At 55.2% G+C, this 14,194-nt stretch carries 15 protein-coding genes; 9 read left to right on the top strand and 6 right to left on the bottom strand.

The features are described 5' to 3' along the window. The first annotated feature begins 74 nt into the window (after positions 1–74). Both ABD971_RS21405 and ABD971_RS21400 read left to right on the top strand, forming a co-directional pair. Positions 75–287: a hypothetical protein gene (locus ABD971_RS21405; RefSeq protein WP_345325410.1), complete on the top strand. Its 213-nt coding sequence runs from the start codon at positions 75–77 to the stop codon at positions 285–287. Between the two features lie 229 nt (positions 288–516). Continuing rightward, positions 517–1,608: a DUF255 domain-containing protein gene (locus tag ABD971_RS21400; protein WP_345325408.1), complete on the top strand. Its 1,092-nt coding sequence runs from the start codon at positions 517–519 to the stop codon at positions 1,606–1,608. Between the two features lie 139 nt (positions 1,609–1,747). Here ABD971_RS21400 and ABD971_RS21395 read toward each other — a convergent pair whose 3' ends face one another. Together ABD971_RS21395 and ABD971_RS21390 are read right to left on the bottom strand one after the other, a co-directional pair. Further along, positions 1,748–2,005: a hypothetical protein gene (locus ABD971_RS21395; RefSeq protein WP_339937964.1), complete on the bottom strand. Its 258-nt coding sequence runs from the start codon at positions 2,003–2,005 to the stop codon at positions 1,748–1,750. A 102-nt stretch (positions 2,006–2,107) separates the two neighbouring features. Continuing rightward, positions 2,108–2,776, bottom strand: a complete 669-nt coding sequence (locus tag ABD971_RS21390; RefSeq protein WP_339937966.1) for a HEAT repeat domain-containing protein — start codon at positions 2,774–2,776, stop codon at positions 2,108–2,110. Positions 2,777–3,211: 435 nt separating this feature from the next. Between ABD971_RS21390 and ABD971_RS21385 the strand changes: the two genes are divergently transcribed. Then, the gene (locus ABD971_RS21385; protein ID WP_345325405.1) at positions 3,212–4,318 is read left to right on the top strand and encodes a hypothetical protein; all 1,107 of its coding nucleotides are present in this window, start codon (positions 3,212–3,214) and stop codon (positions 4,316–4,318) included. Positions 4,319–4,403: 85 nt separating this feature from the next. On the opposite strand, the gene ABD971_RS21380 is transcribed toward ABD971_RS21385, so the two are convergent. From ABD971_RS21380 to ABD971_RS21370, 3 genes are all read right to left on the bottom strand, one after another. Continuing rightward, a complete protein-coding gene (locus ABD971_RS21380) occupies positions 4,404–4,964 on the bottom strand; it encodes an REP-associated tyrosine transposase (RefSeq protein WP_345325403.1) in 561 nt (186 codons plus the stop codon). A 233-nt stretch (positions 4,965–5,197) separates the two neighbouring features. Next, positions 5,198–6,115, bottom strand: coding sequence for a 16S rRNA (adenine(1518)-N(6)/adenine(1519)-N(6))-dimethyltransferase RsmA (gene rsmA / locus ABD971_RS21375; RefSeq protein WP_339937972.1), 918 nt, complete (start codon positions 6,113–6,115; stop codon positions 5,198–5,200). 121 nt (positions 6,116–6,236) lie between these two features. Continuing rightward, on the bottom strand, positions 6,237–6,863 hold the full coding sequence (locus tag ABD971_RS21370) for a riboflavin synthase (RefSeq protein ID WP_339937974.1): 627 nt from the start codon (positions 6,861–6,863) through the stop codon (positions 6,237–6,239). 244 nt (positions 6,864–7,107) lie between these two features. Between ABD971_RS21370 and eno the strand changes: the two genes are divergently transcribed. The 3 genes from eno to ABD971_RS21355 all read left to right on the top strand — a co-directional run bounded on the left by eno (position 7,108) and on the right by ABD971_RS21355 (position 9,848). Continuing rightward, positions 7,108–8,388, top strand: coding sequence for a phosphopyruvate hydratase (gene eno, locus ABD971_RS21365; RefSeq protein ID WP_339937976.1), 1,281 nt, complete (start codon positions 7,108–7,110; stop codon positions 8,386–8,388). A gap of 228 nt (positions 8,389–8,616) precedes the next feature. Continuing rightward, positions 8,617–9,171: a hypothetical protein gene (locus ABD971_RS21360; RefSeq protein ID WP_339937978.1), complete on the top strand. Its 555-nt coding sequence runs from the start codon at positions 8,617–8,619 to the stop codon at positions 9,169–9,171. Positions 9,172–9,461: 290 nt separating this feature from the next. After that, entirely contained in the window at positions 9,462–9,848 is a 387-nt protein-coding gene (locus ABD971_RS21355) for a hypothetical protein (protein WP_345325399.1), read from the top strand. 129 nt (positions 9,849–9,977) lie between these two features. Here the strand turns inward: ABD971_RS21355 and ABD971_RS21350 are convergent, their stop codons facing one another. Beyond that, complete coding sequence (locus ABD971_RS21350; RefSeq protein ID WP_339937982.1) at positions 9,978–10,988, bottom strand: Gfo/Idh/MocA family protein; 1,011 nt, start codon at positions 10,986–10,988, stop codon at positions 9,978–9,980. A 729-nt stretch (positions 10,989–11,717) separates the two neighbouring features. On the opposite strand from ABD971_RS21350, the gene ABD971_RS21345 reads away from it, so the two are divergent. From ABD971_RS21345 to ABD971_RS21335, 3 genes are all read left to right on the top strand, one after another. Then, positions 11,718–12,122, top strand: coding sequence for a thioredoxin family protein (locus tag ABD971_RS21345; protein ID WP_339937984.1), 405 nt, complete (start codon positions 11,718–11,720; stop codon positions 12,120–12,122). A gap of 164 nt (positions 12,123–12,286) precedes the next feature. Further along, positions 12,287–13,165 (top strand): UDP-N-acetylmuramate dehydrogenase, encoded by an 879-nt coding sequence (locus tag ABD971_RS21340; RefSeq protein ID WP_339937986.1) that lies wholly within the window; start codon positions 12,287–12,289, stop codon positions 13,163–13,165. A gap of 123 nt (positions 13,166–13,288) precedes the next feature. Continuing rightward, the gene (locus ABD971_RS21335; RefSeq protein WP_345325396.1) at positions 13,289–14,146 is read left to right on the top strand and encodes a cell division protein FtsQ/DivIB; all 858 of its coding nucleotides are present in this window, start codon (positions 13,289–13,291) and stop codon (positions 14,144–14,146) included. Positions 14,147–14,194: the final 48 nt, after the last annotated feature.

Genomic DNA, 14,194 nt, shown 5'->3' with positions numbered 1-14,194 from the left:
GGAAAACCTACGACATGGCCCAAAACAAGCAAGAAAAAACTGGGCAAACGCGGGGGGACTGTTGACACCCAAACATGAAAACCGCGCTAGGCTGGGAATCGTTCGCGGAGTCATTCAATCAGGGCAATAAAGCCGCTTTTGACTCAAGTTCTGCGAGCGGCAGCACGCGGCAAGACGGGGGTTTTGACAGCATCGAAGACCGCTACCGTCACGTCCGTTTTAAAGTTGCGTTATTTTCGCTTTTCCCTGCGAATCGCCCCCGAAGCGTCGCGGGGGACCGAATCTAGATCGATATTCCCTCGCTTACGCTTCGGGTTGCAAAAAGCACACAACAACAAAATTAAACGCGGAGTATCGATTGCGGTGGCGTCAAAGTCTTCCCAACTTGTACTTTCGGCTTAAGTGGCAGGATGGTTACTGCCGATACCAATCCAAGCTGAGCGCATTTTGCTCCGCCTTTTGTACCCACGCTTTCACGACGGCAGGACAGGTTTGATGCGTACGGTAACCCTCTCAATGCTTTTTTCCGCAGTCATTGCGGCGACCGCGTCTTCATTTGCGACCGCCGAAATTGCCTGGAACGAAAATCTACGCTCGGCACATGCCAAAGCGCAGGCAGAAAACAAACTTCTGCTGCTGCATTTCTACAGTGACAACTGTGTCTGGTGCGATCGCCTCGAAGCGGGTGCCTTCAAAGCTCCGATCGTCGATGCGGCACTGACAGAGCATTACATTCCGGTCAAAATCCACGCTGGCAAAAACCCTCAGCTGGTGGAAATGTTTCAAGTCAAAGCGTTTCCAACCGACGTGATCGTGACCACCAACGGCAAAACGGTCTCGCACACGGTCAGCCCGCAAGCGGCCGATCGTTACGTTGCAATGCTGCAATCCGCAGTGCCTCAAGGAATTCAAGCGACCGCCTCGCCGACACAAACCCTTGCTGCGGAGACGCCTGCAGAGGCCCCCACCGCTTACCATGCTCCCGCACCTCAGGTGACCGCCGCTCCGGCTTCGGCTAACCTTGCCGGCGAATTCGCCGGCGGAGCCAAAGGCATTTTGACGGGTGCACGAACCGATGGAATGACGTTGGGAATGCCAGCCCAGATGACCGAAGAATCGTTGCCAGAACCGGACGAGGAAGCACTGGCTGAGAGTGCCTCGGAACCGCAGTCCGATTCGGTTGCTGAATCCCAGAGCCCCGAAAACACGACCGGCAAACCGGACCAGCCAGGACTAGCGATGGAAGGTTTCTGTGCCGTGACCGTGATCAAAGAAGACCGCTGGGTCGAAGGCCGCCCCGATTTCGGTGTGGTCCACCTCGGCAAACTGTACTTGTTCGCAAGTGCCGAAGCGATGGAAACGTTCCTTGCCGATCCAGTGACCTACACTCCTGTGCTAAACGAAATCGACGTGGTTCGCTTCTTCGAAGAACGCCGCATCGTGCCAGGCAAACGTGAATGGGGACTCAAAGACCCAACTCACAACCGCATGTTCTTCTTTGCCGACGAAGCCGCGATGAATCACTTCTGGAACGAGCACCATCGCTATACCGACGCTGCGATCAAGGTGATGAACCAAGCCGTCAAAGACGCCAACCCCGGAACCTAGCGTAGGCTGCAGTCCGATTGTAGTGGACGAGGCAACGAGTCCGTGCGGAAGGGTAGAAGCGGGAGGTCTCATGACCTCCCTCACGACGTGAAAGCTGCGGAGGGACTCGTAGCCTCGTCCACTACGTGAAGATGGGCTGTCAGTGCTCGATCGCGTGCACGCCGCCGGGTTCGGCGTACGATGGGCGGGTTCCGCTGAGGATCGCCATGCCTGCGGTGAATGCCGCAATCGCAACAACCAACCAAACACAGCGTGCTGCGGGTTTGCCGAACCGACCACGCACCGCTGCGATGCTTCGCAACTGGTAGGGGCCACTCCAAGGTCCGACGGCAATCACGCTCGAAACCACTGCGAATGCAATGGCAAGCGATCCCACGAGTGGCTCGTCGTAACTCATCTAGCTTCCTCTATCTGCTCAATCACGGCACGCGTTTTTAGCGCAGGGGCAATTTGAATCGCGGTGGATTAATGACATACGGTTACCGACCCGAAAAACGGGTCAGGCATCAGTTTGTCGCAACCGCCGCTCCAACACCCGAATTTGCACGCGTGCATTTTCGACGTCGGGACAAATTTCGACACAGCGGCGAAGCGCCGAGATTGCTCCTTCGTAATCACGAGCAAGCATTCGGCAGCGAGCCAACCCTTGCCACGCCGGGTAGTGATAGCGGCAATGCCACAGACAACTTCGAAACGCCGTCTCGGCTTGCGGTGAATTGTCCAGTCCTTGCCAACAGATTGCCAACTGGTGAAACGCTTCGCTGTAGCGTGGTGCTTGATCGACGAGGATCATCGTCGGTGCCAGTGCCGCTGCGTATTCGGCTCCGTCATTCAGATGCATGACTTGCAGCAGTTGTTGATGATGACGCGGCGCGGCATCACGCACCAATAGAGCTCGGAAGGAATCATCCGCCGCCAGCCGTACGCCGCGATCAGGATCCGACAATGCTTGGCCGAGCGATTCAATCGAGCTGTGGTCACCTAGCATCCCCAGGGCAAGGGCCGATGCACGTCGCATCTCGACGTCACTGCGACGCAGCAAACTGGTTAACGTCGAAGCGGAATAGTACTCATCGACCTCCGCAGCGAATTGAGGCGAATTGGCTGACGTCAGGTACCGCCGATAGGCGATCGTCAATCGAGTCGTCCGCACGAGGGGAGTTGTCACAAGGAAGTCCATCAGGATGAGGAAAATAACGAATGTCAGTCGCGTGCATGTTACGCAATCGACTTGGAGCGGCAAGCGATCCCGTCATGGACCTCGGCCTCAGTGACCTCGATCACCTGTCGACCACTCCTCGGTCAACCCTCCCTGATCTTCCGCACAATAGAATCGCGAAACATCGTGATTTCGCGTACAATTTTGTTAAGTTCGTGCGAGTCTAGTTGCCACCAACGTCCTCGGCAACCAACCAAACGCCAACTTATCACACTGATTTGGTTTTCTGCCGGACACTCGCGATCGAGACTTCCGGGCAACCAGCAACACCTCGATCGCAGCCCCAGCGGCCTCACCACCGCCCTGATCCCAGCTCTCGCCCTCGCCCCTATCCAATGGCCCAACCATGGATCGGCAGTGCCTTTTTTACCTATCTCCACAACCATGAAAATCTTCGCCATTTTAACATCACTGGTTCTGTGGGGACCCTTTACACATTGCTCGTTGGCTGTGGGGCAGGATCCGTCCAGCGAATTGGAATCGGTTTCGCTAGCCAACCCATTTTTCGCAAAACTGTCGGCGACGAGTCGAGCGATCGTCGATGGTAAACCGTTTCGCAGCGCGGTAGCGGAACTCGCCGATCGCGTGGAAATCCCGATCGTATTGGATCGTCACATCGACCCATCGGCGGATGTCAAAGTAGGCCAAATTGGTCCGACCGTATTTGCCGGAATTCAGCAAGTGGCCGCGTCTCGAGGCTGTGTGACGATGCCCATCGCCGGCGTTCTGCTGGTCGGGCGTCCCGAGTGGGTAGACGGGACAAGCGAAGCGATCCTGTCGCTCTCGGCAGCCCCCGGATCCTCGGCGTCGGCAAAAATTGACGTTCAGTGGCCTGCGGCGACGACACCTAGCGAAGCGATCGCTCGAATCGCCACTGCCAACGGTAAGACTCCGCCGGCGACCGAGCTGCCTCATGACCTATGGCCAGCGGCGAAATGGAAAGCGATTTCCGCGGACGTGGCGACGACACTCGTGACCGCCCAATTCCATCATCCGCCCCGCCATCAAGGATCAGAGTCAGAATCGACCGCGCCGCCTGCGACCACGAAACGCTTTGCAATTCCCTATCGGCTGGACGCAAACCGGACATCCGTGATCGCGGCGATTCGCGGCGTCGACCGGCAAAGCAAATTGAAGAACACGGGCAAGGAAATTGAGATCACCGCAACCGCCGCCGCTCATCGGGCTGGGATCGAGGCGTTCTTAACCAGCCAAGCGGCAAAACAAGCCGCCAACGTTAGCTTGGACAAGGCAAACTTGACACTGACGCTGCAGAACACTGCGGCTCATGAAGTGCTGAGCAAACTTGCCGCCGCAGCCGGCCGAGCCTGCCAAATCGAACCGGCGGCAGAGGGGCCGTGTAGCCAATTGATCACGATGAGCATGCAAAACGCATCACTGCGTCAATTGGTTCAAGAGATCGCCAAACAAGCAGGCGTCGATATCGTGTGGACCGATGACACTTTGGTGGTGTCGTCGCGAGTAAAGTAGAAAAGTAGGCCGGATCGCAGCGGAGCGAAGATCCGGCATCGCAGCGGCAACGAATTCACCTTCGTCGTTCCTTGCTACACTGCGATTACGGTTCGCCCCAATCTTCTTCGGTGTCTTTAAGCGACGTGGGGAGCGTGCCACCCCAACCAATCTCATATTGTCCTTCCGCAACAAGTCGGTGGAATGTCGACCATTGATAGTCAGAGATGCGGTTGACACATTGGTGCTTACGCGGATTCCAGTGGATGTAGTCGACACATCGCTCAAGATCCTCTTCGTCGCGGACGGTGTGCTCCCAAAATCGTGGCTGCCAAATACCACGTTCTCCTCGTTTTCTTTGTGATGGAGTCACGACGGCTTCGGGTAGTCCGGCCGCAAGCCAAGATCCAGTGAACTCGGATTTAATTTTCCTCAGTCGAAGAGAGTAGTCCGCATCCTCGGGCGGCAGTTCCATGACGAGGTGCCAGTGGTCGGCTAACAACACGGTTGCAAAGAGTTCGAAAGGATGCGTTGTACGGACGGTGCGGATGGCTTCACGCAAGAACTGCCGTCCGCAGGCGGTCGTCAAAATAGGGCGTCGGTGGTAGGCGACGACGGTGAAGAAGTAAGTGCCACCAGGAACGAAAAATCGTTGGTACCTCGACATGCTCGCATGCCTAGCAAGAATGATTTTTACCGCGGTCCGAAATCAACCATTGCCGCAATCAATTCAGCGTAAAGGACGCGGTGATTGAGTGCACGTGAAATCGATCGAATTTCGTGAATTCGTTACAACCATTTTCCACAAAATCACACGGATTCCGAAATCGCGGCGACGACGAACTCACCATCACATTCGCATCTGCCGGATCTGCGTCGCTTTGGGCGACTTGATCCGGCCTACATTTCTTGGGCTTTGATTTCGGCTTGTCGCAATGCCTCGACCAAACGCTGGATCTCAGCGACGGGCAATTCTTCGGTGCGTGCGGTTTCGGTATAGCCGAGTGATCCGAGCACTTCGTCGACTTGACGTTTATCCAAACGCCCTTTCATGCCGCTAACCACAACGCTGCGCAAGAACTTGCGTCGGTGAAAGAACAGAGCACGAACGGTTTCGTGAAAGTAACGCAGATCCGGAATCTTTTCTCGCCACTCGGGTTGCGCATCCAAACGGATGATGGCCGAATCGACATTGGGTCGTGGCCAGAAAACTTTCGGCGACAACACCCGCACGATGCTGCATTTGCATAACGATTGCAACCACACGCTCAACGCGCCGTAATCCTTGCTGCCTGGTTCGGCAACAATCCGGTCACCGACTTCCTTTTGGATCGTCGCGACGACCACATCGGGCGAAGGCGTTTCGAGCATCAAGTTGCTGATGATCGGAGTGGCAACATTGTACGGCAAGTTAGCGACCAACAAGAAACGTGCATTCTCGCCAATGCGGCTCATCGCATCACGAATCTGCACCATCATGTCAGGACGAAGCGTGTTTTTGTTGTGCAGTGCATCGCCATGCAACAACCGCACATTCGGTCGCCATCCCAATTCTTCTTTTGCCAAACGATGCAAGTTTTCATCGATTTCGATCGTTAACACCGCGCCAGCGGCGTCGGACAATCGCGACGTCAGCGAACCGACACCGGTGCCCACTTCCAAGACGACATCGTCTTTGCGCATCTCTGCGGAGTTGGCGATCAGATCAACGAGGTTCAGATCGATAAGAAAATTCTGGCCGTATCGCGATACGGGCTGCAGCCCGGCGGCGGCAAGTCGTTTGGAAAGATACGATGCGGTTTGTCGTGGCTGGTTCACGGGATTTCAATCTTTAGGGTTCGAGAATCGAACATGCTTGGAATGCGGGCTTCCCGGAAAATTCAACATTCGGGGACAAGCTTGACGCTACTTATTTTGTTGGAGTGAGTCGGAAATCGGTTTAACTGGAAACGCTTGATCCATTCGCAGATTCGGGTCGCAAGGACTCCATTGAACGCTGGACATATTTTGCCAGCACATCGGTTTCCAAATTCACGCAGTCTCCGACCCCTAATTTTCCCAGAGTCGTTTGATCCAAGGTATGTGGGATCAACGCGACGCTGAAAAAATCCTTTCCCGCGTCCACCACCGTTAAGCTTACCCCGTCGACCGCAACGCTGCCTTTAGAAGCAATTTGCGAGGCAAGATTTTCGGGCACCGAAAAAAATAAATTCGACCACGGCGGGTCGTCACGACGCTCTTTCAACGTGGCGAGTGCGTCGACATGCCCGGTCACATAGTGTCCGCCCAAACGATCGCCAACCGCGAGCGACCGCTCGAGATTGACAGGACTGTCTTGCTGCAGCTGGCCCAAATTGGTGCGAGAGAGGGTTTCGGCCCCCGCTTCGAAGCCCAAGATGTTGCCGTCAATCTCGATAACGGTCAAGCAACAACCATTAATCGCGATACTGTCGCCGATTTGGACACCTTCGCAGATCGAGGTGGCATCAATTTGGAAGCGTCGTCCGGGAGGTTCGTTTCGGATCTCCGCAATTCGGCCGACCGTTTCGACAAGTCCGGTGAACATCGTTTCGGTTGATTTTTAGGGTAAGGAAAGTTCGGAAGCTGAGATAAAGGATGCTGGTGGCGTGTCGAAGTCCGTCGTCGATTCCGTTTTTGGAGATCAGTGACGGGTAGCCACAGCGTGCCGCATTGGACAAAATGCCGGCGGTTTGCACAACGCAGTTGGCGGCGCATGCCCCCCATTTACCCAACAACTTACAAAACTTTTCGCAACTATCTCTCTCTAGCAATATCTACGAGGCCCTCTGATGACTCTGATCGAAGCAATTCACGCTCGCCAAATCCTTGATAGCCGCGGAAACCCAACGGTGGAATGCGAAGTCCTGCTCAGCGATGGCGCCCACGGTCGTGCGGCGGTTCCAAGCGGAGCGAGCACCGGTGCTCACGAAGCATGGGAACTTCGCGATGGCGACAAATCGGTCTTTATGGGCAAAGGCGTCCAGACCGCCGTGGATAACGTCAACAACGTGATCTGCGAAGCTCTCGAAGGGCTCGACGCGACCGATCAAGCGGCTGTCGACGCCACCATGCTCGAACTCGATGGCACCCCGAACAAGAAGAAACTCGGTGCCAACGCGATCCTTGGCGTTTCGTTGGCTGTGGCTCACGCCGCTGCCTCGTCGACCGGCCAACCGCTCTACCGCTACCTTGGGGGTGCTGGTGCACGACTGTTGCCCGCGCCGATGATGAACATCATCAACGGTGGCGAGCACGCCGATAACGGTGTCGATATCCAAGAATTCATGGTCATGCCTCTTGGCTTCGAGCGATTCAGCGACGCACTTCGCTGTGGTACCGAAGTATTCCACAACCTCAAGAAAGTGTTATCCGACAAAGGCTACAGCACCGCAGTGGGTGACGAAGGTGGTTTTGCACCCGACTTGAAGAGCAACCAAGAAGCACTCGACGTGATCATGACCGCGATCGACAAAGCGGGCTACAAGGCTGGCGAACAAGTCTTCATCGCCTTGGACGCGGCTTCGACCGAGTTCTACGACAGCTCGACCAAGAAGTACACGATCGACAAGAAAGAATTGTCGGGCGACGAAATGGTCGACTTCTTCGCCGATTGGTGCAACAAGTACCCAATCTGCAGCATCGAAGACGGATGTGACGAAGACGACTGGGATACGTGGAAGAAGTTGACGCTGAAGCTGGGCGACAAAGTTCAACTCGTTGGCGACGACTTGTTCGTCACCAACGTCGAGCGTTTGCAACGCGGTATCAACGAAGGCATCGCGAACAGCATCCTGATCAAGGTCAACCAAATCGGTACGCTGACCGAAACGATCGACGCGATCCAATTGGCTAATCGCAACGGTTACACCGCAGTAACAAGTCACCGTAGCGGTGAAACCGAAGATTCGACGATCGCCGATCTGGCGGTTGCACTGTCGACCGGACAAATCAAGACTGGTTCGGCAAGCCGTAGCGACCGGATGGCGAAATACAACCAGTTGCTCCGCATCGAAGAGATGCTTGGCGACGCGGCTCAGTACGGCGGACCTTTGTTCCCCAAGCGAGCCTAAAACGATTAGCGGTCCTCCGCTAACGATGGTACTCTGAAAGCGACACCCGCTTTCACGAAGGGCGGTGTTTGAAAAAACACCGCCCTTTTTTTGTTACGAAGCAGTTTTTTTTGTTACGAAGCAGTGAAGCAGAAGTCTTTCAGTAGAGGGCCGTTTTGGCGAACAGGATTTCGCCCAACGCTTCCTGCCTATCTGCTTAGCCCCTCAACACCAAGAGCCTGATTCACGATGCAAGTCCTTGCTGAACAACCGCTGCTAATTTCGTTGATGGTAGGCCTGATCGGGGGCGCGTTGCTTTACGGTTGGACTCAAACAGGCAAGCGAGCTGCCGCGATTCTTGGGATTGTCTTCCTTTTGTTGGTCCCGGCAGTCTGGATCGTTTCATCGATGATGGTCACCGATCGCGAACAAATCGAAGCGATCATTTACCAAGCGGCGGCTGCGGTCGAAGCCAATGATCACGAAGCGGCGCTACAATACATTGCCGATCCGCAGGCGAAGGCTCAAGCTGCACAAGAACTCCCCAATTACATCTTCAGCCTCGCGCGAGTGAATCGAATCCGCAGCATCGTGATGATCGAGGGCAGCTATCCGCCGCAAGCCGATGTCGACATGAGTGTCAAAGTCGATGTCAGTAGTAAGCGAGGCGGTATCCGCGATGTGCGAGTGCCACGTCGGTTACTGCTGCAATTCGAGAAAGGCTCCGATGATCAGTGGAAAATCGTCAAGTACGAACACATGCCGATCGCGGGAGGCCCCGATCAATTCAGCACGGGGAACTAGACGCGGATCATTCCGTTTCGAACACAACGAACCCCACCGGAGAGCCGGCTACCGCCGACTGTGACCTCCCCGAAGGGGAAGTGAAATCAGTTTGCCCTCTACGAGCATTTTCTGGCTAGCTAACAACGAGATCGCTGCTGAAACGCTGTCTTTTTGCCGTTTTTAAATTTTCTTTTGGCTTTCGTGATGGCTTTGACCAGACGTGTCCGGCCGCCCGCGATGATAGACGTGTCACCCAAACGTTCGGTGTTCAAAACATCGCCTCCCACGCTATCACGGAAGAAAATCAAATGGCAAAGTTCTACGTTCAATGTGGCTCGATCGAAACCATCCTTGTTGCCGAGTCGGCTGAATCGGCGGCAATGAACGCTCTGGATCAAATGCTTCAATCTCATCTGTGGATCTATGATGACAACGGATTGAGCGAGCAGGATTGCCGAGACCACTTGATGATCGAAGCGTTGTTGCACCTCGCTCCGACCGTGCGGGTCAGCGAGCAAGGGTTTAGCCGCAGCGACGCAATCGAAATTGGCACCCCAGAAACCATCGAAATGTGGCACCGATTGATGGTGGGGATGAAACGATTGTTCGCATCGGCGGGAATGCCGACTCGATCCATGAGCTCGATTGGCTGCGTCGCCACGGTCGCCTTTACCGCGCCACGAATGCCTCGCTAAGGCAGTTGCAGTTATTCCTGGACTGACGCCCAAAGCCATCGACTTTGCACTCACCGGATCAACTGGTAAGCGGCACTGGGTTTGCGCCGCACCGCTTCGAAACAGGATACGGCTGTGTGCTTGTCGGCTCTAAGAAATTCGCATCGTCAAATCCATCCGCTGGCCGCTTCGACAGCTCTCTCGGGCGGCCGCCAGGATACTGCCAGCACAATACACGTCATCCAGATCGCTCATGTTTCGCACCAGACTGGTGACGCTGCGATAGAACTGGGTTAACAATTGCTGGCCCACCGGCAATTCCGTTTCAAGCGATTCGAGATGCCGGCCGGCATCGTCAAACCACACCAACGTCGATGGCAAATCGATAAATGCGACACCACGCTCGCAGCAAATCTGCATCGCCGACGGAGGCCGGAAACTCACCGCTTCGTGCCAAGCCGATCGAATGTAGCTGCCGCAACTGATCTGAGCCGTCACGGGAGGCTTTGGATCGGCGCCGGCGAACTGCAGACTCATGCATTCGTAATCGGCGGGCGAGGTATGGCTGAGCCCCGTCGAAACGACGCTTTGAGGTTCCCGCCCGACGACATAGCGGCACCAATCAATCAACTCGATCAACTCTTCCTGCAAGGGGTTTGCCACCACCGTGTTGGGTTTGGGTGCCGCTGGATCGACTTGGACGCGGCGATGGCAAAACACGAGTCGTGGAGGGCCGAGATGGGTGGCGATCAATTCTTTGAGCCGCAGCGTGGCGGGGGCGAATCGTTTCGGGAACTCGGTCATGAACGCCACGCCGCTGCGATCGATGACATCGCGAATTCGGCTTGCTTCGACAGGGTCAAAATCGAGGTCTCCCGCCCAATAGATCGCTTTGCCGGCGTCACATGCTGCCAACATCGGCAACCATCCGAGCCAGCTGCGTTGGAGCACGAGGACCGCATCGATGTCACAGCGTGAGACGAGGGTCTGGTAACCGTCCACGGGATCGGCTTGGAACTCTGCGGCGGCGTTTTCCGCCAATTTTGACACGGTGCTGAAGATCGCACGCACATCAAATCGGTCCTGCAGCATTTGCAACGCAGGCCGATGACGGGTTTGCCATGCATCCCCTAAACCGATCAAACCGATGCGAAGCTTCATACATAACCAATCGAACGAAAGTCGTGTTGACCACAAGAATTGATTGCAAAGCAGACACGTTGGCTGCAAAAGCGACAATCCGAACCAAAAACCGTACTAAAAATCCGTATTCCCGAAAAATTTCCAGCGTTCCATCACCCCCACCATTAGCCGGGTGCGGCAACTTGGCACACCTTTTTGGCACGCCCGAAACCGTTTGCGAACAATAGTTTAGCGTTGAGCATACCAAAATATAGAGTTGTACAAATCAAAAACGCGGATCTCGTTCAAGGTCCATTTCGAAAAAATGCGGACGTTGACCCTTGTGGCCCTCCGACTCATCCATAGAATCCTCCCAACTCGCCAAAAACACCTAACCGTCAAGCACTCGAGACTTGGGGATTAGGAGTGATTGCGAGCAAGCTTTTAGCGGGAAGAATGGCACTCATTGGCATCGATCGATGGTTGCAATTCTCCCCTCAAAAAGCTCCTCCTTAGCAAACAATCGTTTTTTCAACGCACGAACGCGGAACCTTCTTGATTCGCAATGCGGCGAGTCAACGAAAGATCAGCAAAAACGATTGCCGTCATGGAAGTCGCTAAGGCGTTCCGGTTAGGAATCTTGTCTCAACATCCTTGTGGTCTCCAAATTCATTAGTTTGATCAAGCGTTCATTGCGATGAAGGCTCGATCGGTTGGCAGAGTGCCGCCGCCCACATTGATGTACCCCGAAAACCTAGGGAGTCTGGAATGGTTTCGTTGCTTTTAGCTTTGGTCTTGTCGAGTGTGACAAGCGAACAACAGATGCAGCAGAACTACGCTTCGGTTTACAAGCAATCGATTGAAGAAAACAAGCCTTTGATGGTCGTCGTTGGCGCCGAGTGGTGCCCCGCATGTCACGTCTTAAAAGACTCGACCATCAAACAAATGGCACAAACAGGCGAATTGGACGAAGTTTGTGTCGCGGTTATTGATAAAGATCGGGATCCCGAGTTGGCCAAGCAACTCACCCAGGGCGAAAACATGTTGCCCCAGATCATTATGTTTACGAAGACCGAATCGGGTCAGTGGAATCGTCGTCGCTTGATGGGTTTTCAGCCCAAACAACCGGTCCGCAGCCTGATTCGAAAAGCCATCTTGGACCGCCAGGGCTAACTTGGACCGACGGGACTAAACCGGTACCAAGGTTTGACCGATAGAAAACAATAATGGAAGCGTCAGTTGTGACTCCTGTTTCACAGCTGACGCTTTTTTTTGGGATATCGGTTATTCTGTGTGTTCATTGACCCAAAATGAAACTGGAAAGGCAGACACAAAGCATGAGCTTCTCTGAGGATTTGGACCATCTGATTCGCACCGACGAGCCTCTTTCGCCATTGGTATGGCTCGGAATCGGTGGGCCCGCGCGTTTTTTCGCTGAACCGGTCGACGAAGCGGAACTGCAACGCGTTTACCGCGAAGCCACCGAGGCCGGATTGGCGATCCGTATCCTGGGTGGCGGTAGCAACGTGCTGGTACGCGAATCGGGCTTTGACGGCCTGGTTATCTCGCTCGCCGCAGCGGCCACCAGCGAATTGGAAATCCAGGACAATCGGCTAATCGCTGGCGCCGGGGCAAAACTGTCCCATGCGGTCATCAAGTCGGTGGGGGCTGGATTGGGCGGACTCGAACATCTCGTCGGCATTCCCGGTTCGGTGGGTGGAGCCGTTGTCGGCAACGTTTCCAACGGAGGCCGTGATATTGGATCGGTCGTCGAAAGCATCACCGTGATCGAAAGCGACGGCTCGACGCGAGAATTGAATCAACACGAAGCGGGCTTTTCGCACCGCAAAACGGCTCTGAACGGGCTCGGTGTCCTAAAAGTCACCTTCGCCCTCGAACCACGCGACGTTTCAGCACTGACCAAACGGATGCAAAAGCTGTGGATCAGCCGAAATGCGGACCGTCCGAGTGAACAGCGACGGATTGCGACGCCGTTTGTCGATCCCGATGGAATGCCAGCAAACACGCTGATTCAAAACTGCGGTCTCGCGGGGGTGCGTGAGGGAGATGTTTCACTTGATGCCAACCACCCGCAATACCTGATTGCTCACACCGGTGCCACTAGCGAACAATGCTTGCGTTTGATCGAGCGAGTACGTGAACAAGTGTTGCTGCAAACGGGGATCGACTTGCAATTGAATCTGCAGATTTGGTAGAGATGCAGATCAGCTAGTCGCGTTGTGATTGGCTTTGTAGCGTTCGATTGGCCATCCTGCTAGCGAACGCGATGCATTTCGCAACGAATCAACAATGGATTGTAAGAGGCAAGTACGGTGGCGATGAAATCGAATCGCGAAGACCGCCCCCGCCCGATTCGCGATATGATCCGGCGGCTGATTGTGGCTCCTGCGTCGCTCTCGTTTATCTGGCCCGTCTTGCTGATCGTAGGCGGTTATGTCGCATGGGATCGCTGGGGCGCCGAGCACGTGGCCAATAAGTTCTACGGCGTGCAGCTCGAAAACATCCAAGTGACCGAGCCTCCGGGCTACATTCGCACCGACATTCCAGGGACGGTATTTCGCGATACCGCGCTCGACCAACTCTCGCTTTTGGATGTACAAGCCACGGCAAAAATTGCCTCGGCCTTTGCGACCCACCCGTGGGTCAATCGCGTGATTAGTGTCCGCAAATTGCCTGGTGGCAAAGTCGATGTGCATCTGGAATACCGACGCCCCGTGGCGATGGTACACGTTTTTAAACCCAACCAAGCCGATTCAGGCAGCTACTTTTTCCCGATCGATGGAACCGGAACTTTACTGCCGACCACCGAGTTCGCCCAATCCGAGACGCTCGACTACATCCATATCGAAGTCCCTGACGTCTATCCGACCGGAGTGGTCGGCGGACCGTTTGGCGATGTTCGAGTCGAAGCGGCTGCTCGCTTGGCAGGCGTTTTGTCGCCGGTGCGTGAACAAGCCAAAGTCCGCGCGATCGGCGTCCATGGTGACGCCCGACAAAATGTCGTGCCGCAACTCGAGATCACAACCACTGACAATCGGCGACTGTTCTGGGGCAGCCCTCCGGGACTCGAAGAGGGAGGCGAACGCACGGTCGAAATGAAACTGCACGCGCTGATGAGCGGCGAAGAGATTACCAATGGTGATCTGCGGCTGGCCAAACGAACTCGCCTGGAATAAACCAGACACGCGGGCCCGCCAGTATCGACGCATCCAGTATCGCGACCG

The sequence above is a fragment of the Novipirellula rosea genome, from assembly GCF_039541335.1.
GTDB classification, from domain to species: Bacteria; Planctomycetota; Planctomycetia; order Pirellulales; family Pirellulaceae; genus Novipirellula; species Novipirellula rosea.
This window is presented reverse-complemented; position numbering and strand designations above follow the sequence as displayed.